The organism is Stenotrophomonas sp. YJH_SMC_69 (assembly GCF_059370495.1).
Genome location: NZ_JCAFTS010000010.1, coordinates 13,866 through 37,272 on the forward strand (window position 1 = coordinate 13,866; position 23,407 = coordinate 37,272).

The window sequence follows — 23,407 nt, forward strand, 5'->3', positions numbered from 1 at the left end:
ATGGTCGGGTCTCTCAGGCCTCGGCGGCCGGGGTTTCACGCAGCTGGCGGTAGACCGCCGAAAGCTGGGATACGTCTTCGGCGGAGAACAGCAGCTTCAGCGCCGGCGAGACTTCGTGGCGGTCTTCCTGGCCGCTGAGGCGGGTCAGGATGTGGTTGTCCTTCATCTTCTGCACCGCCGAGGCGACACGGCGGTTGAAGCCGGCGCGGTCGGTGGACAGGTTCTTCTCGTAGATGGCCAGCGCTTCGGCCATCTCGGCGTCGGCGACCACCGCGCGGTTGCCGCGCGCATCGGCCTCGGCCAGCTGCTGGCGCAGGTACAGCAGCAGCACCGAATCGATGAAGGTCAGCGGCGAGGTGCGCAGCAGCACCGGCGCATCCACGTCTTCGGTATCGGCCTGGCGGGTGAAGGCCACGCCGCTGTCACGGTCGAGCACCAGTTCCAGGAACAGGTCCGCCAGCGAGGAGCGGATGGCCGCCTCGCTGCGGATCAGTGCCGGCCACAGCTTGGCGTGGCGCAGCTGGTCGATGCTGGGGCCGATCAGCAGCTGGCACAGCGCGCGGCGTGCATCCAGCGGCAGGCGCCCGGTGTCGCCGAGGTAATACACGTCATTGCCACGGCGGGGCTGCGCCACGGCCGCCACCGGTTCGGCTTCGTAGGCGTCTTCCGCCACGTCGGCCTGCGGTGCGTCGATGGGATCTTCATGCCAGCTCATGGCGTCTCTCCTGGGTGAACCAAACCAGCGGGATGCGGGCGCGACGGACCTGGCCGTCGCCACCACGCCATTCGGCAAGCTCCTGCTCACCAGCGATCACGTTGCCGAAGCGCGTGCCCAGCGACAGGTAGCCGATGACGCTGCCGAGCCCCTGCGGTGCTTCGCGCTGCGACAGTGCCTGGGCGATGCTGAGCCGCGGCTGTGCATCGAGCAGGTCGTGCAGGTCGCGGCGCAGGGTGCGGAAGTCGATTTCAGACGAAGCGACCAGGTCACCGACGCTCTCCAGGCTGATGGCTGCGGCGTCGTTGTACTCGACGTTGCCATCGACCTGGGCGCTGCGCGGATCGTGCAGCTTCCACTGCGACCACGAGCGCAGGCGGCTGGTGGTCAGCTGCAGGTCGCGGCCGATGCCGCGTTGTGCGGGGAATTCGTCGCGCAGGGCCAGCGCTTCGGACTGCGCCTGCTTCAGCAGCTGGTTGAGGCGGCGCTGTTCCAGATAGCCACGGCTCTGCACGAAGCCACGCAGGCTGCGCGCGAAATTCTGCAGCACGTCGTGCACCTGGCCACCGCGCTCGAGCATGGTGCTGGTGAAGCCACGCAGGAAGTTGCGTTCATTGCGGTCCAGGCGGCGGGCGAAGCCACGCGCCAGCACCGCTTCCAGCGCGGCATCGAGCTGGGCGCTCTGTTCGGCGTCGTTGAGCAGGCGCCAGAAGGCCTGGAAGCTGCGACCGGCATCGCTCTCGCCGATCACATCCACGCCTTCGAACAGCTGCGACAGCACATCGCCGCGCTCGCCCTCGTCGTCGATGATGCGTTCGCGGAAGTCGCGGTTGAGCTGCTCGAAATCGTCGCGCACGCGACGGAAATCCTCGGTCAGCTCGTCGGCCAGGCCGATGATCTGGCGCGCACGCTCCAGCGCGCGCTTGCCATCCAGCGCGACCACGCGGCCGGCACCGACGCGGGCGATCTCGGCGTCGATGCGGTCGCGCTCGTCGCGCAGTGCTGACAGGCGTGCATCCGGGTCGGACTCGGTCTGCGCGGCCAACTGCGAGAGCTGTTCGATGACCAGCGCCAGGCGGCTTTCGGTGGCGGCCACGCGCGCCTGCTCAAGACCATCGGCGAAGCGGATGGCCTGCAGTGCCGCAGTCGACAGCTCGTACTGCTCCTGGTCGGCGCCTTCGGGCAGGCGGCGTTCCAGCCAGCCCTGGGCCAGCCAGTGCGCGATGTAGGCCTGCGCGGTACGCGGCAGCTCACGCGACAGTTCGTCGCCGTTGAGCTGGTCCAGCGCACGCTGCAGGCGCTCGTTGAGCACCGACGACGGCAGCGTGCGCTCGCCGTCCATCAGCAGCCCCTGCAGCAGGCCGATGATTTCCGGGGCGTGGTCGGCGGCAAGCAGCTTCCACTGGGGCTGTTCGCGCAGATGGCGGTAACGGGAGATGCGTTCGCGGTGCTTCATGCAGCGAAAGGAGTCATGAGGGCTGGCGGGGACGAGCAGCCGCCCGCGGCGGCCGCGCGGGCAGCCGTGGGCATGCCGGCCCGCAGAGGCCGGCGCAGTGCGGTCAAGCGGCTCAGCGCTTGCCGCCCACTTCGATGAAGCGCAGGAACTCGGCGCGGGTACGCGCGTCGTCGCGGAAGCTGCCCAGCATCTTCGAGGTGACCATGCTGACGCCGCGCTTGTGGATGCCGCGGGTGGTCATGCATTCGTGGGCACCTTCGACGACCACACCGACGCCGATCGGCTGCAGCACATCCTGGATGCACTGGGCGATCTGCGCGGTCATCTTCTCCTGCACCTGGAAACGGCGGGCGTAGGCTTCGACGACGCGGGCCAGCTTGCTGATGCCCACCACCTTGCCGGCCGGCAGGTAGCCGACGTGGACGCGGCCGATGATCGGCGCCATGTGGTGCTCGCAGTGGCTTTCGTACTCGATGTCACGCAGGACGATCAGTTCGTCGTAGCCGGCCACTTCCTCGAAGGTCCGCTCCATGTAGGCGCGCGGGTCGTCGCGGTAACCGCTGAACCAGTCGCCATAGGCTTCGGCGACACGGCGGGGGGTATCCAGCAGGCCTTCGCGGGACGGGTCCTCACCGGCCCAGCGCAGCAGGGTGCGCACGGCATCCTCGGCCTGGTCCTGGGTCACGTCGCCCTGCGGGGCGGCCTTTTCGTTGTTCTTGCTCATTGCGTACAGCGTCCCGAACGGGGGGCGAGCATCGTACCCGACCGGGGGGTGGGTCGTCCTGTTGGGACGGTTCATCGGGGGGTTCTTCCGGCGCCTCGTTGCTGCTGAGCGAGAGGGGGAAGGGGCAGGCCGGGCAGGACACGCCGCAAGTACGTCCCTGTAGGCTCGGCCACGGCATCCATGCCGTGGACGGTCCTGCCCGGCCTGCCCCTCCCCCTCTCCGACGGTTTCCTGCGGGCGCGGCCGGACCGCCCGAAAGCGGGGGCAAAAGCGGGGGTTCATGGCTTCTGAAGCACCGCGGGCCGCTGCTGCGGTGGGTGCGGGCCGTTGGTCCGCACTGCTCCTGCCTTTAAAGAGCCAACCCACCGCGCTCGCGGGGTGATGGGAGGGCAGCGGGGCCGGGCGGGGCAGGACCGTCCACGGCATGGATGCCGTGGCCGAGCCTACAGGGACGTACTTGCGGCGTGTCCTGCACCGTCCGCCCCCCGCTGCCCCACCCGACACCAAGCGGGCGCAACGCTTTCCTCAGTATTCCTACCCACCCATTCAGCAATACCTATTGATAGGAATGAAATTAGTAGTATCCTATCTATCTCTTATGGACCGACCCCTCGACGAGCGCACCGTGCTGCAGATGCAGCTCAGCTCCGGCCTGCTGTACGCAGGGCGGCAGTGGCAGCGCCTGGCCGACAGCCGGCTCGGCAGCTACGGCATCTCCACCGCCTGCACCATGCCCCTGCTGATGATCGGCCGCTCCGGCGGTGGCATCCGCCAGGTGGCGCTGGCCCAGCAGCTGGGCATGGAGGGTCCTTCCCTGGTGCGCCTGCTGGACAAGCTGTGCGCCAGCGACCTGGTCCGCCGCGAGAGCGACGCCAGCGACCGCCGCGCCAACCTGCTGTGGCTGACCGACGCGGGCCATGCGCTGGTCAGCGAGCTGGAAGACCAGTTGATCGGCCTGCGCCAGGACGTGTTCGGCGAGCTTTCCATGGATGAACTGCACGCCGTGCTGAAGGCATGGCGCCTGCTGGCCGAGGCCGCCGACCGCATCACGTAAGACCGCTGCCCCCGAATACCGCCGCTGCCGTGCACACGCCAGCGGCTTTTACCCGTTGCCGTTGTCTCGTTGTTCCTCCCCTCCCCCACCTCGCCCCCGCCCCTACCGATGCCCGGTGAATTCAGTCTCCACGGAGTGTTCGTCCCGACCCTGCTCGGGCTGATGTTGTTGGCCTACCTGGTCAACAGCGGCCTGCACGCGCTGCTGCAGCGTGCCGGCGCCTATCGCCACGTATGGCACCCGGCGCTGTTCAACCTGGCCCTGTACGGGATCGTGCTTGGCCTGCTGTTCCACCTCCTGCGTTGGATGCAATCGTGAACAAGATCGTGAAGAAGACCCTGCCGGTGCTGCTCACCAGCGCAGCCGTGATCATCGCCCTGCTGGTGCTGCGCCAGCTGTGGGTCTATTACATGGATGAGCCGTGGACCCGCGATGCCCATGTCGGCGCCGACGTGGTGCAGGTGGCGCCGGACGTGTCCGGGCTGGTGGAAACGGTGCAGGTGGCCGACAACCAGGCGGTGAAGAAGGGTGACCTGCTGTTCGTGGTCGACCGCGCCCGCTACCGCATCGCGCTGGAGCAGGCCCGCGCCAACCTGGCCGAGCGCCAGGCATCGGTGGCGCAGCTGCGCCGCGAGATCGGCCGTGACCGCAGCCTGCAGGACCTGGTCGCCGCCGAGGACGCCGAAGTGCGCCGCGCCAAGCTGCAGGCCGCACAGGCTGCGCTGGCCACCGCACAGGCGGCGGTCGACCTGGCCGAGCTCAACCTGGGCCGCACCGAAGTGCGCGCACCGGCCGATGGCCGGGTCAACGACCGCACCCTGCGCGTGGGCGACTACGTGGTAGCCGGCAAGCCGGTGCTGGCGCTGCTGGATACCGGCTCGTTCCGCATCGATGGCTACTTCGAGGAAACCCGCCTGCGCGGCGTGGCCCCGGGGCAGCGCGTGGACATCCGCCTGATGGGCGAGTCGGCCCCGCTGCGTGGCCATGTGGAGAGCATCGCCGCCGGCATCGAAGACCGCTACCGCAGCAACGGCAGCACCCTGCTGCCGAACGTGACCCCGGCCTTCGACTGGGTGCGGCTGGCACAACGCATTCCGGTGCGCATCGCCATCGACGAAGTACCCAAGGGCGTGGAACTGATCGCCGGCCGTACCGCCACGGTGACCGTGGACACCGGCCGCCATCCGCACAACGACAAGGCCGGCACTGCGCCGACACAGGCGGGCCTGTGAACGCCGCCCTGCCCCGTCTCGGCCTGATCGTTGCGCTGGCCAGCCTGGCGGCCTGCAAGACCGTCGGCCCGGATTACGCCCTGCCGGAAGGCTCGGCCTTCAAGCGCCCGCAGGCCAATGCGGCCTTCATCGATACGCAGAACCCGCAGGTGGCCGCCAACCAGGCGCTGCCCGACCGCTGGTGGTCGCTGTACAACGACCCGGTGCTGGACGGCCTGATCACGCAGGCGCTGCGTGACAACGTCGAGCTGAAGGCCGCCGATGCACACCTGCGCCGTGCCGCGGCGGTGTACGAGCAGGCGCTGGACGCCGGTGGCTTCGAGTACGAGGCCGAGGCCGGGGTCAGCCGCGCGCAGCTGTCGGCCGAATCGTTCCTGCAGGAGCACGAGCTGCCGGTGATCAACCTGGCCGATGGCAAGTTCGCGGTCAGCTACCAGTTCGACCTGTTCGGCAAGCTCAAGCGCGGCGCCGAGGCAGCGCGTGCCGACGAGCAGTCCGTTGCTGCCGCGCGCGACCTGGCCCAGGTCAGCGTGGTCGCGCAGGTGGCCGACAGCTATCTGGAAATCTGCCACGCCAACCACGAGCTGCACGTGGCCGAACATTCGCTGCAGCTGCAGCAACGCAGCCGTACGGTCACCGAGCGCCTGATCGCGGCTGGCCGTGGCACGCCGCCGGAACTGGCCCGCGCCAATGCCCAGGTCGCGCTGCTGGAAGCCGCGCTGCCGCCGCTGCGCGCGCAGCGTTCCGCGGCCGCCTATTCGCTGGCCGCCCTGCTCGGGCAGACCCCGGGCCAGCTGCCGGCCGGCGTGATCGACTGTGCACACGCCCCCGGCCTGGCGCAGCCGCTGCCGGTCGGTGATGGCCGTGCACTGCTGCAGCGCCGCCCGGACGTGCGCCAGGCCGAACGCAAGCTGGCTTCGGCCACCGCGCGGATTGGCGTCGCCACCGCTGAGATGTATCCGGACATCCGCCTGGGGGCCTCGCTCGGTGCCGCCGGCCTGCTGGAGGATTTCGGCACGCCGATGACCCAGCAGTGGTCGATCGGCCCGCTGATCTCGTGGACGCTGCCGTCGTCCGGCACGCACGCACGCATCCACGCTGCCGAAGCGGGCGCCGATGCGGCCCTGGCCGAGTTCGACCACACCGTGCTGCAAGCGCTGCGCGAGACCCAGACCGCGCTGGACCGCTACGCGCAGGACCTGCGCCGGCTGCAGTCGCTGCGCACTGCGCAGGAACAGGCCGCATTGGCCGCCGAGCAGAACCGCCGGCTGTACCAGGGTGGCCGCACGCCGTACCTGTCCAGCCTGGATGCCGACCGCAGCCTGGCCACCAGCGATGCCACCCTGGCGGCCGCCGAAGCGCAGGTCTCGCGCGACCAGATCCATCTGTTCCTGGTGCTGGGCGGTGGCTGGCAGGCAAGCGCCACCGCGCCCAACGCCTCGACCGCAGCGAAGTAAACCATGAACGCGCTGACCGACCGCCAGGCCTGGCTGTTCTCGATCAAGACCTACCTGGCCGCAGTGGCCGCGCTGTACATCGCCATGGCCGGCAACCTGTCGCGCCCGTACTGGGCGATGGGCACGGTGTACATCGTCAGCCAGCCGCTGCTGGGCCCGACCCGGGCCAAGGGCGTGTACCGCATCGTCGGCACCCTGGTGGCCGGCCTGGCCACCCTGCTGGTGCTGCCGGCGCTGGTGGAGACGCCGCTGGTGCTGAGCGCGGCCATGTCGATCTGGCTGGCCGGCTGCCTGTTCATGGCCCTGCTCAACCGCGGCCCGCGCGGCTACGCGTTCCTGCTGGCCGGCTACACCACCGCCTTCATCGGTTTCCCTGCGGTGACTTCGCCGGAGACCATCTTCGACACGGTGGTGGCACGCAGCGAGGAGATCATCCTCGGCACGGTCGTGGCGGTGCTGGCCGCTTCGCTGCTGTTCCCGGCCTCGGTACGCCCGATGCTGCGCGCGCGCATCGGCAACTGGATGGAGGACGCCGCGCAGTGGTGCCGGCAGATCCTTGAACGTGGACGCGCGCACGCGCCGCGCAACCGGCTGGCCGCCGACCTGGTGCAGTTCGAGGCACTGATCGAATTCCTGCGCCGCGATGATCCGCGCCATGCCGGGTCTGCGGTGTCGATGGAGCGCCTGCGTGAGCGCATGCTGCTGCTGTTGCCAGTGCTGTCCTCGATTGCCGATCGCCTGAGTGCGCTGCGCAGCGACGGCCAAGCCCTGCCCGAAGGGCTGCCGGCGCTGGTCGATGACATCCACGATTGGCTGGATGGCCCAACCAACGCCAGTGAATACGCCCGCCTGCGCGCGCGCATCAGTGCCCTGAAGCCGCAGGTGGACCGCGACCTGCAGCATCTGCAGCTGGCCAGCCTGCTGCTGCGCCTGGAGGAACTGGTGGACCTGTGGCAGGACTGCCGCACCCTGCAGCACGCCATCGACCACGGCACCGCGCCGCTGGACCGCGCGCATTACCGCATCCGTACCGAACGCGTGGCCGCCGACAAGCACGTCGACTACGGCATGGCGCTGTTCTCCGCGCTCAGTGCCGGCGTGGCACTGATGAGCTACTGCGTGCTGTGGATCGCGCTGGGTTGGGAGGGCGGTGGCAACGGCGCGATGATGGCGGCCGTGACGGCGGCGTTCTTCGCCGCGCAGGACGACCCGGCACCGAGCATGGTGTCGTTCCTGGTGTGGGCCATGGTCGCCTCGGTGGTGGCCGGCGTGTACCTGTTCGGCGTGTTCCCGGCCGTGCACGACTTCGGCTTGCTGGCGCTGGTGCTGGCGGTGGCGTTCCTGCCGCTGGGGCTGATGCTCCACCACCCCAAGAGCGCGCTGTTCGCACTGCCGCTGACGGTGAACCTGGCCGCGCTGCTGAGCCTGCAGAACACCTACAGCGCCAACATCCAGACCTTCCTCAACTCGTCGATCGCGATGTTCATCGGCATTGGCTTTGCGGTGGTGATGACCCGCCTGTTCCGTTCGGTGGGTGCCGAGTGGACCGCGCGCCGGCTGGTGCGGCAGGGCTGGACTACGCTGGCCGAGGCCGCCGAAGGGCGCGGCCAGCAGGACCGCCAGCGCTTCGCCGCACGCATGCTCGACCTGCTGGGCCTGCTCGCGCCGCGCCTGGCGGCGACGCCGGAGGGCAGCGACATCGCTTCGGTGGACATGCTCAATGAAGCACGCATCGGCCTGAACATCCTGCAGCTGCGCCGCGCGCGGCTGGAACTGCCCGAGCGCAGCCGCGAGGCGGTCGAGCACATTCTTGAGGAGGTCGCCGTGCACTACCGGCGGCAGATTGCCGCACGCAAGCCGATGGTGGCGGCCGACGCATTGCGCGAGCGGCTGGATACCTCGCTGGGACGGGTCGGCAGCGTAGCCGCCTGCAAGGCACGCGACGAGGCGCTGATGGGCCTGATCGGCCTGCGCTTCGCGCTGTTCCCGGAGGCGAAGGCGCTGGCGCCGGGCCTGGCCATGAGTGCAGCCGAACAGCCGTAGCGCGATACCCTGTGCAGCCACAGACCTCGTTGCCGGGGTCGGATCCTTCGCCGCGAGCGAAGGCTCTGACCCCTGCTCTGCACAGGAAGCTCCAATGAGTTACGACATGATGGTGTTCGAGGCCAGCGCCGCGCCACGCGAGGCGGCAGCCTTCATCGCCTGGTTCGAAAAGCAGACGCAGTGGAACGAGCGCCACGAGTACGACGACCCGGCAGTCAGCAGCGCGGCGCTGCAGGCGTGGTTCGCGGAGATGGCGCAGGACTTCCCGCCGTTGAACGGCCCATTGAGCAACGATGATGACGACCGCGCCGAGGTGACCGAGTACAGCATCGGCCAGCAGGTGATCTACGGTGCGTTTGCCTATTCGGTGGCCGAGCGTGCGCATGGCCGCGTGCAGGACCTGGCCGAAAAGCACGGCGTGGGCTTCTTCGATGTGAGTGCCGACGAAGCGGCGATCGTGTTCCCGGATGGGCTGGTGTTGATCGCGGAATAGGTGTGGCGGCAGGGCTGCGCCCTGCACCTGCCGAATCAACGGCAACGTCAAATGCGCGCTATCCGTGGGTTGGCGGGGCGGGTCCGGCTGCGGGGGGCGCTGCAAGTACGTCCCTGTAAGCTCGGTCGCCGCATCCATGCGGCTCACGCCCCCGCACCCGGACCCACCCCGCCTTCGACAGTTTCCTGCGATCTGTCGGCACGGCGTTCTGCTCTGGTGGGTGTCGACCTTGGTCGACACGGTAGATCCACGCCATGCGTGGATGAACTTGGAAATGATCGAAGTACGCTTTTGTAGAGTCGAGCCATGCTCGACTGCTTCTGGCTAGCGATTCAGGAACAGATCGACCGCTTCATCAGCCTCGTAAGCGGTTATCTGCCCAAGCATCCGCGCGACACCCGTGTTCTCATGGGCCAGGGCAAGCGCTGTCAGCAACGCTGAACTCATACTCTTGTCATGTTTATCGAGGATTACGCTTGCGGCGAAGCATGCAAGGTTCTGAAGCGCTTCTGAGTACTGAGGCTCCACGGATTCAGGAATTGAGATTCCAGCTTCCCGCCGCTCGACTTCGATCTTGACCGGCAGCCCAACAAAGTCAAACATCAAGAGCTCTGGCTGCTGCAGAAGCATGTCAACAATGTGCGGCACAGCCGCAAACGAAGCGCTGTAGACATCCCCTTGATGGCACAAGCTGCTCCAAAGTTCCTCCCAGGTATCTTCAATGGGATCGTCGTCCGCTCTTTCACCCTTCGGAATACTCAGATTCGCCAGCAGCTCCGGAATGTCATCCGCAGCCCCGTAGGCATGCTGTAGTTCGGCCCAGCGGGGATCATCCAAGGCGATTAGGGCCATGCGCCGGCTCCTGTGTCGTGGGGTAGCAACGCAGGATAGGTAGCGCCGGCGGCGTCATCAAAGGGCAAATGCGACATCGGGGCGATGGGGTCAGAGCCCGTTCCCGGTGGGAACGGGATCCGACCCCGATTCAGAACAACTGGCCCTGCACCGTGGGCTGTTCGAGGCGCGCCGGTGCTTCGGCCACCGCTTCCGCACCCAGCCGCCAGGCCAGGCCACCCAACCGGCTGGCGTGGCGTTTCAATGCGGCCTGCAGCACCTCTGCGCTGCCCGCCACATGCAGCACCTGGCGGGCGCGGGTCAGGCCGGTGTAGACCAGTTCGCGCGACAGCACACGGCTGTCCTGCCGTGGCAGCTGCAACCACACTTCATCGAACTCCGAGCCCTGTGCCTTGTGCACGGTCATCGCAAAGGCGCTTTCGTGCGCGGGCAGTGCGGCCGGGTGGAAGGCGCGCGGCTGCTCGACGGTGTCGCCGGGGAACCAGGCCACCATCGCGCCACTGCCATCGCGCAGGCAGATGCCGATATCGCCGTTGAACAGGCGGTGCCGGTAGCTGTTCTCGGTGACCAGCAGCAGGCGGCCCTGGAAGTAGCCCGGGGTGTTGCCGGCCAGCAGCTGTTCGATGCGGCTGTTGAGCCCGCGCGCACCCTGCGGGCCTTCGCGCAGCGCGGTCAGCACGCGCAGGCGCCCGGCCTGCTGCAGGGCAAGCGCTGGATCGGCCGCGTCGGCCAGTGCACGCCAGTGGCCCAGCAGGTGCTCGCGCTGGCCGCGCAATGGATCGGCCTCGCCTTCGTGGAAATGCACGCCTGCCAGCGACCCACCGCGCAGCAGCTGCAATGCGGTGCTGCTGTCGCCTTCGCGCACGGCATGCGCCAGTGGTGCCAGGTCCAGCGCATCGCTTTGCCGGTAACCACGTTGCAGCTGCACGCGGCGGCCGGCGAAGGCGCGCGGCGTGGCCTGCGGCTGCAACGTGGCCGGTGCCAACAGACCCTGCAGTGCCTGCGCATCATCGGCGCGGGTGCCGATGCCATCACCGCTGGCGCGCAGGATCGCGCTGAGCACATCACCGGCTTCGACCGAGGGCAACTGATCGGGGTCGCCAAGCAGGATCAGGCGGGTGCCGCTGGCGATCGCGTCGACCAGCTTGGCCATCATCGGCAGATCGATCATCGAGGCTTCGTCGACCACCACCACGTCCACCGGCAGCGGATTGTCGGCGTGGTGGCGGAAGCGCGGCGAATCCGGGATCACGCCGAGCAGGCGATGCAGGGTGGTGCCGGAACTGGGCAGTGCCGCGCACAGCGCCGGGTCCACGCCGTGCTCCTGCAGGCGCTGCACGGCCAGCCGCAGGCTCTCGGCCATGCGTTCGGCGGCGCGCCCGGTGGGCGCGGCCAGCGCCACCTCGGGCAGCGGCTGGCCAGCGTGCCGGGCCTGTGCGGCCAGCAGCAGCAACAGCCGCGCGATGGTGGTGGTCTTGCCGGTGCCGGGACCGCCGGTGACCAGCGCCAGCGGATGGCGCAGGGTCACGCCGGCGGCGCGTGCCTGGTGATCCTCGCTGCCCAGTGCCTGCGGGAACAGCTGCGCGAACAACGGTGCCAGCGCGGCCATGTCCGGTGCCGGCAGCGGATGCCGGCCGATGCGCTGCAGCCCGGCCGCCAACTGCCGCTCGTACTCGCGATAGCGGCGCAGGTAGAGCAGGCCGTTCTCCAGCACCAGCGGCGCATCCTCGGCGATGGCATCGGCCTGCTCCGGCGTCGCTACCCAGGGCGATGCGCGCAGCTGCGCCAGCCAGTCCTGCGCGGCAGGCCACTCGGGCACGCCGTCCAGCAACCGCTGCGGCTGTGCCGGATCAAACCCGGCGTGGCCCTGCGACACCGCCAGCGAGGCGAGCGCGGCCGCCAGCGCCACACTGTCCGGCGTGTCGTCGCGCAACCGCTGCAGGCTGGTCGCCAACGCGTGATCGAGGGTGCGCAGCAGGCCCTTCTGGTGCAGTTCCTTCAGCAGGCTCATGCGCTGGCCCCACGGGCACGTGCGGCCAGTTCGGCCTGGGCCTGCTCGCCACCTGCGAACAGCGCGTCGAGTGCATCCACCAGCGCGAACGGGAAGCGGTCCACATGCACGCCGTTGCCGGCTGCATCCAGGCCGCGGCAGAACAGGTAGCGGATGCCCCCCATGTCGCGCTCGTAATCGTAGGCCGCGCCCAGACGGAAGCGCAGCCAGCGATGCAGGGCCACGGTATAGATCAGCGCCTGCAGGTCGTACTCGCTGTGGCGCATGGCAATGGCCAGCAGGTCCGGACTGTAGCCGGGCAGCCGGTTGGATTTGTAGTCGAGCACGTACCAGCGCCCGTCGCGCACGTAGGTCAGGTCGATCATGCCGGTCATCAGCCCTTCCAGGCGGCGGCGCTGGCCGAAGCCGCGACGCGCACTGGAAACCCCATGTGCATGCAGCAGCTGCAACAGCGCCGGTACCGTGGTCGGTTCGATGGCGAAATGGAAGTCGATTTCCGCGCGCCGCTCGCCTTCGCCCAGGCTGTGCAGCGCACCGCCCTCGGGCAGTGGCACGGTGAGCGTGTGGCCGACCAACGGCACCAGCACCGCCACGCCATCGTCCAGGTCGACGTCGGCATAGCCTTCATCGTGCAGCGCCTTGCGCAGCACCTCGGCCTGGCCCTCGGGCGCTTCCAGGCCCGGCTGCCAGCCCCCCCACGCAGCGAAGTCGACGTTCTCCATCGCCTCGTGCAGCACGTTGCCGAAGCGGCTGCCCATGAAGCGCGGGTCGACCGGCGGGCTGTCTTCGACGGCGGCGGGTTCCGGCAGCGCGGGCTCCAGCGGCAGTTCCGGGCCCGCGGGTTCGTCGGCGGCGGGCGCCGGCAGCTCGGTGGCGGCGGCTTCAATATCACTGCCAGCGCCCGCGTCGGCATGCGCCAGCTGGGTGAAGCTGTATACCCACCAGTCGTGCGGCACGCGCCGGGTCAGTGCACGCACTGCCGGAAGATCCCCTTCCACTTCGGCCGCCAGCTGCGGCAGCGCGGCCACTGTCTCACTGTCATCGATGTGCACGTCGGCGTGCGCGCGCAGCGCCTGCAGGTCGCCCAGCAGCGGCGCCAGGCGCGTCTTGCCAAGCCCGGCCAGATCACCCACGGCGATCCACAGCGCATGCTCGGCGCGGGTCAGTCCCACATACAGCAGGCGCGCATCCTCGGCCCGCTGCTCACGCTCGCGCTGTGTGCTGGCCGCTTCCCAGGCCTCGTCCCTGTCCAGCTTCCAGTGCAGCTGGCGTTGGCCATCGACGTGCACGGTGCAGTGCGAGGCGGTGTTCGGTGCGCCGCCGTCGATGCCGACGAAGGGCAGGAACACCAGTGGATACTCCAGGCCCTTGCTCTTGTGCAGGGTGATGATCTGCACGCGGCGTGCATCCGATTCCAGGCGCAGCAACTGCTGCTCGTCATCCTGGTCGGCGCTGCCCATCTGCCCCTGCAGCCAGTCCAGCAGGCCATGCATGCCCAGCGCCTGCGCCGAGGCTTCCTGCAGCAGTTCGCCCAGTTGCAGGTAGTTGGTCAGGCGGCGCTCGCCGTCGATCAGCGCCAGCAGGCGTTCGCCGTGCGCGGCACAGACATCGGCGATCACCGCGAACGGACCACCGCGCTGCCAGCGCTCGCGCCAGTGCAGCAGCTGCGCCTGGAACCCGCGCTGCAGGTCGCCCTCGCGCTCCATCGCCGCGATCGCACTGGCCCGCTGGCCCAGCAACACCGTGGCCAGCGCTGCACGCAGGCGGCCTTCGTCTGCCGGTTGCAGCAGCGCCAGCAGCAACGCGCGCAGATCACGTGCCTCACTGGTGGCGAACAGGCTCTGCTTGCCCGCCGCCACTGCGGGTATGCCAACCGCAGCCAGCGCGCGCTGCACCAGCGTGGCCTCGCGATGCGAGCGCACCAGCACCGCGATATCTCCAGGCTGCACCGGGCGCCCACGCAACACCGCTTTGCCCGCACGCGCCTCGACCAGGGCCTGGTGGATCGCAGCGACGCAGGCCTGGGTCGCTGCCTCACGCGAGGCATCGGCACTCATCGCCTTGTCACCCCCGCTGCGCAGCACGCGCAGGGTGAGTGCCTTGGCGGCGTGGCCGTCGTGCAGATAGTCCTCATCGGTGCGCACGCCACCGGGACGCACCGGCTCGAACTGGATGTCAGGCTCGAGGAAGGCGTCCTCACCCCCGTTGTCGTACAGCGCCTGCAACGCGCGCAGCACTGACGGTCGCGAGCGGAAGTTCTGGTCCAGCACCGGCGCCTGCTGCGCCACCTGCTTGGCTTTCAGGTAGGTGTGGATGTCGCCGCCGCGGAACCCGTAGATCGCCTGCTTGGGATCGCCGATCAGGAACAGCGCCGGTGCCAGGCCGAGTTCGCGCACCTCCGGCGAATTGCCGAACACGGTGTGGAAGATGTTCCACTGGCGATCATCGGTGTCCTGGAACTCATCGACCAGCGCGATGCGGTACTGCGCGCGCAGCTGCCTTACCAGCGGCAGCCGCTGCGGGCCTTCCAGGGCCAGTGCCACGCCATCGATCAGATCGTCATAGGTCTGCACCCGGCGCGTGCGCTTCAGCGCCTGCAGGCGCTGCATGGCTTCGGCGCGAAGCGCGTGCAGGAAATTCAGCGCGGTACCACGCAGCCAGGCATCGCGTTCGGCCAGCAGCGCGACATAGCGCGCCAACGGCACCTGCACTGGCGACGACGGCGTGCGGTCGGGGAACTTCTTGTTGGTCTTGTCGGCCAGCACCTCCGGCAGCAGTGCCGGCAGGCGCTCGCTGGCCAGCAGCTCGCGCGGGTCGCCGCGCTCGGCCCAGGCCAGCAGCTGCCGGCCCAGCGTGTGCAGCCAACCCAGCTTGTAGGACACCCCGTTGATCCACTTGTTGTCGACGGCATCGCAGAGGTCGATGAAGAACTGCTCGCCATGCCCGCGCAGCGCCTGCTGCAGTTCGGTGGCGGCGGCCCGCAATGCCGGCTGTGGATCGGCCAGCGCCACCGGCCGTGGCAACGGGCGCAGAGGCGGCGCAGCCAGCAACGCGCGCAGATCGGTGGCCAGCGCGTCCGGGTTGGACCACAGCCAGGTCAGCGGCTCCAGCGTGGCCGCGTCGTTGGCGTGCACCCGCCACAGATCGGCCGCCAGTTCCTCCAACAGCTCACGGTCGCTGGCCAGTAGTTCCGGCGGATCGAAGGTATGGCCGCTCTCCAGCGCATGCTCGCGCAGCACGCGGGTGCAGAAGCCGTGGATGGTGAAGATCGACGCCAGGTCGATCTCATCGGCGGCCACCTGCAGGCGGCGCTTCAGTGCGGCGGCGCTCTCGGTGCCCCCCTGCAGATGGCGCTGCAGCACCTGGCGGGTCAGCCTCGTGTCCGGTGCTTCGCCCTCGGCCGGTTCCAGATCGACCAGGCGCGCGGCCAGCGACAGGCGCTCGCGGATGCGCTTGCGCAGTTCCTGGGTGGCGGCATCGGTGAAGGTCACCGCCAGGATCTGGCCGATGCGCAGGCCCTGCTCCACCACCAGGCGGGTGAACAGCGTGGCCAGGGTGAAGGTCTTGCCGGTACCGGCGCTGGCCTCGATCAGGCGGATACCATCCAGCGGCAGGGCCAGATAGGGATCGCCCGCCATGCGCTGGGAGTCCTCATCGACGATGGCGGTGCTCATGTGCTGCCCTCCTGGCGTGCATCGGCGCCAAGGGTGCGGCCTTCGCGCACCGCGCTGAAGACCACCTGGCTGTTGCGCAGCAGATCGGCATAGCCGGCGTCGGTGGCAAATGGATCGGCACCGCGCAGCAGCAGCTGCCAGGCGTCGCTGCTGGATTCACCCCAACTGCGGTCGCTGCCGTGCCACTGCTTCCAGCCTTCGCTGCGCTGCTTTTCGGCCGGCGCGTTGTACAGCACCCAGCCGGTGTAGGGGGCAAAGCGCAGCGGTTCACGCAGTCCGCGTTGGCGCAACTGCAGCAATGCGCGCAATGCCGCGCGTGCAGCAGGAGCGCTCAGTGCCGGCAGTACATGCGGGCCGGGACCGGCGTCGCCGCCATCATGGAACTGCACCAGCGGCAGGGCATCGCCGGCAGCGTTGGCCAGCAGCCAATCCAGGCCCTGGCGGATCACCGCAGTGCCATTGAGGGTGCCAGCGCGCAGGCGCACCAGCCCGTCGGGGTGTCGATCGGCCACACGGCCATGCAGGCGCACGCCATCGATCTCCACTTCATAGCGGCGGCTTTCCAGCGGCTCGCCCCGCATCCAGCCCAGCAATGCACTGGCATACGGGCGGGTCTTCAACTGCTCCACCTCGAACTGGCGCTCACCCAGGGGGCCCGACGGCAGCAGGCCACGCGCGCGCAGCCGCGGATACAACGGCTCGGTATCGCCACTGAGCGTGGCGCGTACCACCGCCGCCTGCACGCTGCGCTTTTCCGGCCCGCGCGAGGACAGCACCAGCGGTTCCAGGTCATCGACCTCCTCGACATCGTCGGCCAGGCGCAGGCCCAGCGACTGCGCCAGGAACTGCCCGGCCGGATCGCACAGGAAGCGGCGCAGGGTATCGAGTGCAACGTCGTCTTCCACCGCATCGTCGAGCGGCGGCAACGCGGCATCGAACCACGGCTGCAGGCCTCCGCGCGCGCCGGTGAGGCGACCGGCGGCCGGATGCCATTGGCGGCGATAGCTGAAGCGGCGTGGATCACCGTCACCGAACGCCGCCGGAGAGAACGGCTGCAGTGCGTGGCGCACGGTGAAGTCGCGGACCGCCGCAGGCGGATCGAGGTGATACGCAGCGGCGGCATCGATCAGTTCACTGACCAGCACCGACGGCTCACGCGCGCTGCCATCGCGCGGATCGGCACCGAGGTAGCTCAGGTAGAACACCTCCTGCGCGGCGGCGAACAGCTGCAGGAACAGGAAGCGGTCGTCTTCGCGGGTGGAGCGGTCGCCGGGCCGGCGGCGCGGCGTGTCCAGCTCGGCAGTAAGCTGGTTGAGACCGGCAGCCGGGTCACGGCGCGGGAAATCGCCATCATTGAGACCGAGCACGCAGATCACCCGGAACGGCAGCAGGCGCATCGGCACCATGCGGCCAAAGCTGATGCCACCGGTCAGCAGCGGCGCGCGCGTATCGGCCTCGCCCAGTGCTCCGGCGAAGTGCGCGCGCACGACCTCCGGCGGCACCCCGTCCGTGAAGCCGGCCTTGGCGGCATCATCGGCGAACTGGTTGAGCAGCTTGCGCAGGCGCTCCAGGGCACGCTGGCTGTTGGGCGAACTGGGCGCAGTCGGCAGCAGCGCGTCCAGCAGCGACAGCAGGCGTTGCCGCCACTGCGCCGGCGTCAGCAGTTCGCCGAGGCGGCGCTGGTAGACCGCCAACACGCGCAACAGGCGCAGCAGCCGGTCCAGGGCGTCCAATGCGCCGCCCTCCAGCTCGATCCACGGGGCAACACCGGCCAGGTCGGCCTCGCTGCCGGTGGCATGACCGAGCACCAGGCGATCCAGCGCGAACTGCCAGGTGTAGGCGTCGTCGGCCGGGGCCTGGTGCTGGTTGCGGTGCTTCGCATCCAGGCCCCAGCGTGCGCCAGCCTGCTGCAGCCAGCCATGCAGGCGATCAAAGTCCACCGCCTCCAGCCCGGCCGCTTCGGCCAGCGGCGCGCTGGCCAGCAGGTCCAGCACTTCGTTCAGGCCGAAACGCGAGACCGGCAGGCCCAGCAGGTGCACGAACACGTCGGCCAGTGGCTCGCCGGCGAGCGGACTGCTGTCGGCCAGCGCATAGGGAATGTGCTCGTCCTCGCCCCCACGGCCGCCGAACACGGCTTCCAGATAAGGCACATAGGGGTCGATGTCCGGTGCAAGCACGGCGATCTCCCGCGCCTGCAGCGGCGGGTCGAAGCGCGGGTCCTGCAGCAGGCTGCGCAGCTGGTCGTGCAGCACCTGCAGTTCGCGCAGGCGGGTATGGCAGGCATGCACCTGCAGGCTGGGATCGTCGCTGCGCAGCCCGTCGCGCAGCTCGCCCGAGGGCAGCGCACGGCGGTGGAACAGATCGCGCTGCAGGCGATGCAGCAGGCTGTCGGACAGTCCACCTTCGGCCAGCGTCGGCCGGGTGTCGTCCTCCGGATCCGAATACGCGGCAATCTCGCCGGCCGGGTGCACCACCTCGTAACTGCCCAGCACCGCCATGAAATCGCGCCCGGCCGCGCCCCAGGCTTCCAGCAGGCGGTTCTCACCGGCCGCTTCACCGAAGGGATCGGGCGCGCCGCTGCGCAGGCGCTCGGCCAGCGTCTGCAGGTCACCCCAGTACGACTGCACCGGCGTGGGCATATAGAAGTGCAGCTCGCCCACCCGCGCCTGGGTGGCCATCACCCGCAGCACATCGGGCGAGATGTTGAGCGTCGCGAACGCGGACATGCGTGGTGGCAGGCCCTGCGGCAACGGCTGGCCGGCGCCATCGAAGCGGTCCAGGTAAGCCTGGATGCGGCGCGCGCGGTAGTCGTGGCCAGCGGCGATGCTGCGCCAGAGGATGGCCTGCGGGTCGGCCGGGTCGGCGCCGGCCTCCCAGCGCAGCAGCCAGTCGCGGCGCCAGGCCTGGTACTTCTCGAACACCGACGCCAGTTCACCGGCCAACGCCCACGGCTTCAATGCATCGCTACCGGCAAGATAGGACTGCAGCGCGCGCATCGGTGGCTGCGCCAGCAACGCCGGGTCGCGCAGTGCCTGGTACACCTTCCAGTGCAGGCCGGCCGCGTCCAGGTCGTCGCGTTCGCCGGGCACATTGGCGTTGAGTGCACGGGCAACGAACTCGCCCGGGGTCAGGAACTCAAGATTGGCGGCCACGCCATATTCGGCAGCGAGTGTTGCTTGCAGCCAACGCCGCATCGCCACCTGCGGAATCAGCACCACCTCCGGCGCCAGCAGCGGCTGACCCGCAACCGGCGCACGCACGTTGCGCGCCAGCAGCGCGGCCAGCACGTCCAGGGAGTTGGAATGGTAGAGGCGGAAATCGCTGCCCGGGTCACTCATCATGCACAGTGTGCAGCACGGCAGGCAGTATTCAATGGCCGGCCCATCGCCGGTACGGATTGTTCCGGGCTGCCGGCCGATTATCCCGGCCTGGCAGGGATCTTGCCGTGCCACAATACTGGACCGTCCAGTCTGCTTATGTTCAGCCGACGGGCCCGATCCTTCGATGTCTAAAAAACGTTAATGGTGCCCATGTCGGCTTCCACCTCCAGTCTGGTGCAGTTATCCAACGTCCGCATCGACCGGAGCGGGCGCACGATCCTGCGCGACGTGTCGCTGCAGGTGCCCAAGGGCAGCATCACGGCCGTGCTGGGTCCGTCCGGCAGCGGCAAGTCGACCCTGCTGGCGGCACTGACCGGCGAACTGCGCCCGGTGGCTGGCGAGGTCACCCTGTTCGGCAAGCCGATTCCGCAGGACAGCGGCGCGCTGCTGGAAATGCGCAAGAGTGTGGGGGTACTGCTGCAGGGCAACGGCCTGCTGACCGACCTCACTGTGGCCGAAAACGTCGCGCTGCCGCTGCGCACGCATACCGGCCTGCCGACCGCCGTGCTGCGCCGCCTTGTGGAAATGAAGCTGCATGCGGTGGGCCTGCTGGCCGCTGCCGATGCCTGGCCGCGCGAGCTGTCCGGTGGCATGGCGCGCCGCGTCGCGCTGGCCCGCGCGCTGGCGCTGGACCCGCCGCTGATGATCTACGACGAGCCACTGACCGGGCTGGACCCGATCGCCTCTGGCGTGATCATGAGCCTGATCCAGCGCCTCAACCACAGCCTGGGCCTGACCAGCATCATCGTCAGCCACCACGTGCACGAGACCCTGCCGATCTGCGACCAGGTGATCGCCATCGCCAATGGCGGCATCGTGTTCCAGGGCACGCCCGAGGCGCTGCAGTCCAGCCAGGACCCGTTGCTGCGGCAGTTCCTGCACGGCCAGCCTGATGGCCCCATCCCGTTCGATGCCGCACCGCGCGCGAGGGTCGCCTGATGCCGTTCGTCCAAGCCACCCGCTCGCTCGGCCGCGCCGGCCTGTTCTCGCTGACCGTGCTGCGTGGTTCGCTGCCGACCCGTGATTTCCTGGCCGAACTGACCCGCGAGATCTACAAGATCGGCGCGCGCTCGCTGCCGATCATCGCCGTCGGTGGCGCCTTCGTCGGCCTGGTGCTGACCCTGCAGGGCTACCGCACGCTGACCACCTTCGGTGCGGCCGACGCGCTGTCGACCCTGCTCGGCCTGTCGCTGTACCGCGAACTGGCACCGGTGCTGACCGCGCTGCTGTTCATCGGCCGCGCCGGCAGCTCGATCGCCGCCGAACTGGGCCTGATGCGCGCCACCGACCAGATCAAGGCACTGGAGCTGATGGCGATCGACCCGGTGGCCAAGGCCGTGGCGCCGCGCTTCTGGGCGGCGGTGCTGACCGTACCCCTGCTGACCGGCATCTTCTGTTCGCTGGCGATCAGTGCCAGCTACTTCGAAGCGGTACACGTGCTGGGCCTGGACAATGGCGTGTTCTGGTCGGCGCTGCGCAACAGCGTCGATTTCTGGGATGACTTCGGCGTGGCGATGCTGAAGTCGGCGATCTTCGGCGGCACCGCCGCGCTGGTCGCCGCCTACGTTGGTTTCCACGCCGAGCCGACCATCGAGGGCACCTCGGTGGCGACCACCCGTGCGGTGGTCAACGCCTCGCTGCTGGTACTGATGTTCAACTTCGTGCTGTCGGCAATGTTGTTCACCTAACCCCTCCACCGGCGGTGCGCAGGCGCGCGCGGCCACCACGACTCGATCAGGTAATCCACATGGCCATCCGCGGTCCCAGACTCGAATTCTCCGTCGGCGCCTTCCTGCTGCTGGCCCTGGCCTCGCTGATGGTGCTGGCCGTGGCCTCGACCAACCAGCGCTGGAGCTGGGGCAGCCAGGGCTACGAGCTGAAGGCGCGTTTCTCCCAGGTCGGCCAGCTGCGCAAGCAGGCGCCGGTGAAGATCGGCGGCGTCACCGTCGGCCAGGTCGCCTCGATCGACCTGGATCCGGTGAAGTTCGAATCCATCGTGACCCTGCGCATGGACAGCAAGGTCAAGGACCTGCCGGCGGACACCTCGGCCGGCATCTTCACCAGTGGTTTGCTCGGCGAGAGCTATATCGGTCTGCAGCCGGGCGGTGACCCGGACGTGCTCAAGGCCGGTGACGAGATCGTCTTCACCCAGCCGGCGGTGGACCTGATCCAGCTGGTCGGCAAGTACATGTTCAGTGGCGGCGCCGGTGGTGGCGCAGGCCAGAAGCCCAACGATGGCGCGCAGGCGCCTGCAACGGAACCGCAACCATGAAGATGAAACTGATCCCGGCCCTGCTCGCCTCGGCGCTGCTGGCGGCTACTCCATTCCTCGCCCAGGCCCAGGCCACCGCTGCCGCCCCCGCCGCTGCCGCGGCGCAGGGCCAGGCCGGCAAGGTGGTGATCGATGCCAGCACGCGCATCCTCACCACCCTGCAGCAGCGCCGCAGCGAGTTCAGCAGCAACCCGGCCAGCCTGCGCAGCTACATCGACAGCGAACTGAACCGCACCTTCGATCGCGACTATGCCGCGCGCCTGGTGCTGGGCCCGCACGCCCGCGGCGCCTCGGATGCCGACATCAAGCTGTTCGCCGATGCCATGGCCGACAGCCTGATGCAGCGCTACGGTTCGACCCTGCTCAACATCCAGGGCAAGCCGAGCTTCCGCCTGAAGGGTGAAAGCCCGCTGCCGGGCAACCGTGGCGTGCGCGTGAGCACCGAACTGGTGCGCGCCGGCAACGAACCGACCCCGGTCGAATACTGGATGCGCAACGTGAACGGTCAGTGGAAGATCTTCGACGTCAACATCGAAGGCATCTCCTACGTGCAGACCTTCCGCAACCAGTTCGATACCCCGCTGCGCCAGAAGGGCATCAAGCAGGTGGCCAGCGAGCTGCACAGCGGCAGCATGCAGGCCGGGCCCGCGGGCAATGGCAAGTAACGCACTTGCGCTGCTGGAAGGCGACACCCTGCGCCTGCGCGGGGTGCTTGACCGTGCCGCGGTGATCGCACTGTGGCCGCAGCTGCAGGCCCTGCCGGCCAAGCTGGCGCGGCTGGAGCTGGGTGAGGTCGAGCGCGTGGACAGCGCCGGCCTGGCGCTGCTGGCCGAGCTGGCGGCCCGTGCACGCAAGGCGGGCCATGCGCTGGCCATTTCCGGCGCGCCCGCCGGCTTCAACGAGCTGAGCGCAGCCTATCGGCTGTCGCCCGACCTGGATTTCAACGCTACTTCTGCTGCGAGCTGACATGAACGTCGTACGCACTTTCCCCCTGATCCTCCTGGCCACCGCCCTGACCGCCTGTGCCGGCAAGCCCGCGCGCAGCGATGCACCGGTCGCCAGCACCGTGGTTGCGCCCGGCCCTGCTGCTCCGGCCGCAACGGCCGATACCGGCGGGGTCGACGCTGCTCCGGTCGCCTCCGTGGCCAACCCTGCCGCGCCCACCGCTTCAGCGCCGACGGCTGCGCCGCAGGGCGCAGAGGCCAGCCCACCGAAGGCCGCAGCGTCCACCGCCGCCGGCGACGATGATTTCGACGCCCTCTATGGTGGTACCGGCAACACCGGCAACGCGGCGGCCTACGATCCGTGGGAACCGTTCAACCGCAAGGTGCACACCTTCAACAATGCGGTCGACCGCGGCGTGGCGCGCCCGCTGGCCACCGCCTATGCCCATGTGGTGCCGCGCTTCGCGCGCACCGGCGTCAGCAACTTCTTCAGCAACCTGCGTGCGCCGGTGACCATCACCAACCAGCTGCTGCAGGGCCGTGGTGCCGATGCGTGGGACAGCCTCGGCCGCTTCCTGATGAACAGCACGCTGGGCATCGGTGGCCTGTTCGATCCAGCCAGCAAGGCGATGGTGCCGCGTCGCAATGAAGACTTCGGCCAGACCCTGGGTGCCTGGGGCTGGCGTCGTTCGCGCTACGTGGAACTGCCGTTCTTCGGCCCGCGTACCGTACGCGACGTGTTCGGCCTGGCCGGTGACATCCCGTTGTCGCCGATCCGGCGCGTCGAGGAAGACAAGATCCGCATCGGCCTGCAGGGCCTGCAGCTGGTCGACACCCGCGCACAGCTGCTGGCGATCGACGATCTGCGCGACACCGCAGTGGACGAATACGCCCTGGTCCGCGATGCCTGGATGCAGCGCCGCAACTACCAGATCGAGAACGATCTGCGCAGCAAGCGCGACCGCGGCCATGACGATGCCAATTCGCCGATCCCCGTCGATGCGATGCCGATGCCGCAGTGGACCCACTGAGGCCGCGCGACGGTGCATGAAAAACCCCGCCTCGGCGGGGTTTTTCTTTTCCGGTGGGTGCCAACCCTG

Annotated in this window: 19 protein-coding genes; 12 read left to right on the forward strand and 7 right to left on the reverse strand. The window is 68.9% G+C overall.

The genetic code is table 11. From position 1 onward, the window contains the following. Nucleotides 1-13: 13 nt before the first annotated feature. The 3 genes from AC5P8F_RS16310 to folE all read right to left on the reverse strand — a co-directional run bounded on the left by AC5P8F_RS16310 (nt 14) and on the right by folE (nt 2,895). Nucleotides 14-715 (reverse strand): DUF4194 domain-containing protein, encoded by a 702-nt coding sequence (locus tag AC5P8F_RS16310; protein WP_005421303.1) that lies wholly within the window; start codon nt 713-715, stop codon nt 14-16. Further along, complete coding sequence (locus tag AC5P8F_RS16315) at nt 702-2,171, reverse strand: DUF3375 domain-containing protein (RefSeq protein ID WP_032960145.1); 1,470 nt, start codon at nt 2,169-2,171, stop codon at nt 702-704. Before AC5P8F_RS16315 ends, AC5P8F_RS16310 begins: the two co-directional genes overlap by 14 nt. Nucleotides 2,172-2,283: 112 nt before the next feature. Beyond that, nucleotides 2,284-2,895 (reverse strand): GTP cyclohydrolase I FolE, encoded by a 612-nt coding sequence (gene folE / locus AC5P8F_RS16320; protein WP_004141296.1) that lies wholly within the window; start codon nt 2,893-2,895, stop codon nt 2,284-2,286. A 598-nt stretch (nt 2,896-3,493) separates the two neighbouring features. On the opposite strand from folE, the gene AC5P8F_RS16325 reads away from it, so the two are divergent. The 6 genes from AC5P8F_RS16325 to AC5P8F_RS16350 all read left to right on the forward strand — a co-directional run bounded on the left by AC5P8F_RS16325 (nt 3,494) and on the right by AC5P8F_RS16350 (nt 9,174). Beyond that, nucleotides 3,494-3,949: a MarR family winged helix-turn-helix transcriptional regulator gene (locus tag AC5P8F_RS16325; protein ID WP_012481667.1), complete on the forward strand. Its 456-nt coding sequence runs from the start codon at nt 3,494-3,496 to the stop codon at nt 3,947-3,949. A 108-nt stretch (nt 3,950-4,057) separates the two neighbouring features. Further along, nucleotides 4,058-4,267 (forward strand): DUF1656 domain-containing protein, encoded by a 210-nt coding sequence (locus AC5P8F_RS16330; RefSeq protein ID WP_010487502.1) that lies wholly within the window; start codon nt 4,058-4,060, stop codon nt 4,265-4,267. Next, the gene (locus tag AC5P8F_RS16335; RefSeq protein WP_049442557.1) at nt 4,264-5,181 is read left to right on the forward strand and encodes an efflux RND transporter periplasmic adaptor subunit; all 918 of its coding nucleotides are present in this window, start codon (nt 4,264-4,266) and stop codon (nt 5,179-5,181) included. The genes AC5P8F_RS16330 and AC5P8F_RS16335 overlap by 4 nt, the downstream gene beginning before the upstream one ends. Further along, nucleotides 5,178-6,638, forward strand: a complete 1,461-nt coding sequence (locus AC5P8F_RS16340) for an efflux transporter outer membrane subunit (protein ID WP_111205877.1) — start codon at nt 5,178-5,180, stop codon at nt 6,636-6,638. The genes AC5P8F_RS16335 and AC5P8F_RS16340 overlap by 4 nt, the downstream gene beginning before the upstream one ends. Before the next feature lie 3 nt (nt 6,639-6,641). Beyond that, nucleotides 6,642-8,681 carry an FUSC family protein gene (locus tag AC5P8F_RS16345; RefSeq protein ID WP_111205876.1) on the forward strand — a complete coding sequence of 680 codons (2,040 nt, stop codon included), beginning with the start codon at nt 6,642-6,644 and terminating at the stop codon, nt 8,679-8,681. A 94-nt stretch (nt 8,682-8,775) separates the two neighbouring features. Beyond that, nucleotides 8,776-9,174 carry a hypothetical protein gene (locus AC5P8F_RS16350; protein ID WP_049405551.1) on the forward strand — a complete coding sequence of 133 codons (399 nt, stop codon included), beginning with the start codon at nt 8,776-8,778 and terminating at the stop codon, nt 9,172-9,174. Between the two features lie 324 nt (nt 9,175-9,498). Here AC5P8F_RS16350 and AC5P8F_RS16355 read toward each other — a convergent pair whose 3' ends face one another. From AC5P8F_RS16355 to recC, 4 genes are all read right to left on the reverse strand, one after another. Then, complete coding sequence (locus AC5P8F_RS16355) at nt 9,499-10,026, reverse strand: hypothetical protein (protein ID WP_053494829.1); 528 nt, start codon at nt 10,024-10,026, stop codon at nt 9,499-9,501. 130 nt (nt 10,027-10,156) lie between these two features. Continuing rightward, nucleotides 10,157-12,037, reverse strand: a complete 1,881-nt coding sequence (gene recD, locus AC5P8F_RS16360; RefSeq protein ID WP_164110133.1) for an exodeoxyribonuclease V subunit alpha — start codon at nt 12,035-12,037, stop codon at nt 10,157-10,159. Next, complete coding sequence (gene recB / locus AC5P8F_RS16365) at nt 12,034-15,711, reverse strand: exodeoxyribonuclease V subunit beta (RefSeq protein ID WP_495228586.1); 3,678 nt, start codon at nt 15,709-15,711, stop codon at nt 12,034-12,036. Before recB ends, recD begins: the two co-directional genes overlap by 4 nt. Next, entirely contained in the window at nt 15,708-19,052 is a 3,345-nt protein-coding gene (gene recC, locus AC5P8F_RS16370; protein ID WP_495228588.1) for an exodeoxyribonuclease V subunit gamma, read from the reverse strand. Before recC ends, recB begins: the two co-directional genes overlap by 4 nt. A 189-nt stretch (nt 19,053-19,241) precedes the next feature. Between recC and AC5P8F_RS16375 the strand changes: the two genes are divergently transcribed. Genes AC5P8F_RS16375 through AC5P8F_RS16400 form a run of 6 tightly spaced genes read left to right on the forward strand, consistent with a single transcriptional unit; the run spans nt 19,242 to nt 23,338 of the window. Then, a complete protein-coding gene (locus AC5P8F_RS16375; RefSeq protein ID WP_111205879.1) occupies nt 19,242-20,030 on the forward strand; it encodes an ABC transporter ATP-binding protein in 789 nt (262 codons plus the stop codon). Beyond that, a complete protein-coding gene (locus tag AC5P8F_RS16380; protein ID WP_005414955.1) occupies nt 20,030-20,779 on the forward strand; it encodes an MlaE family lipid ABC transporter permease subunit in 750 nt (249 codons plus the stop codon). Before AC5P8F_RS16375 ends, AC5P8F_RS16380 begins: the two co-directional genes overlap by 1 nt. Nucleotides 20,780-20,838: 59 nt before the next feature. Then, a complete protein-coding gene (gene mlaD / locus AC5P8F_RS16385) occupies nt 20,839-21,363 on the forward strand; it encodes an outer membrane lipid asymmetry maintenance protein MlaD (RefSeq protein WP_014039020.1) in 525 nt (174 codons plus the stop codon). Further along, nucleotides 21,360-22,028, forward strand: a complete 669-nt coding sequence (locus tag AC5P8F_RS16390; protein WP_495228590.1) for an MlaC/ttg2D family ABC transporter substrate-binding protein — start codon at nt 21,360-21,362, stop codon at nt 22,026-22,028. Before mlaD ends, AC5P8F_RS16390 begins: the two co-directional genes overlap by 4 nt. Continuing rightward, nucleotides 22,018-22,329 (forward strand): STAS domain-containing protein, encoded by a 312-nt coding sequence (locus AC5P8F_RS16395; RefSeq protein WP_014648936.1) that lies wholly within the window; start codon nt 22,018-22,020, stop codon nt 22,327-22,329. The genes AC5P8F_RS16390 and AC5P8F_RS16395 overlap by 11 nt, the downstream gene beginning before the upstream one ends. 1 nt (nt 22,330) lies before the next feature. Then, nucleotides 22,331-23,338 (forward strand): MlaA family lipoprotein, encoded by a 1,008-nt coding sequence (locus AC5P8F_RS16400; protein WP_481453843.1) that lies wholly within the window; start codon nt 22,331-22,333, stop codon nt 23,336-23,338. The last annotated feature ends 69 nt before the right edge of the window (nt 23,339-23,407 follow it).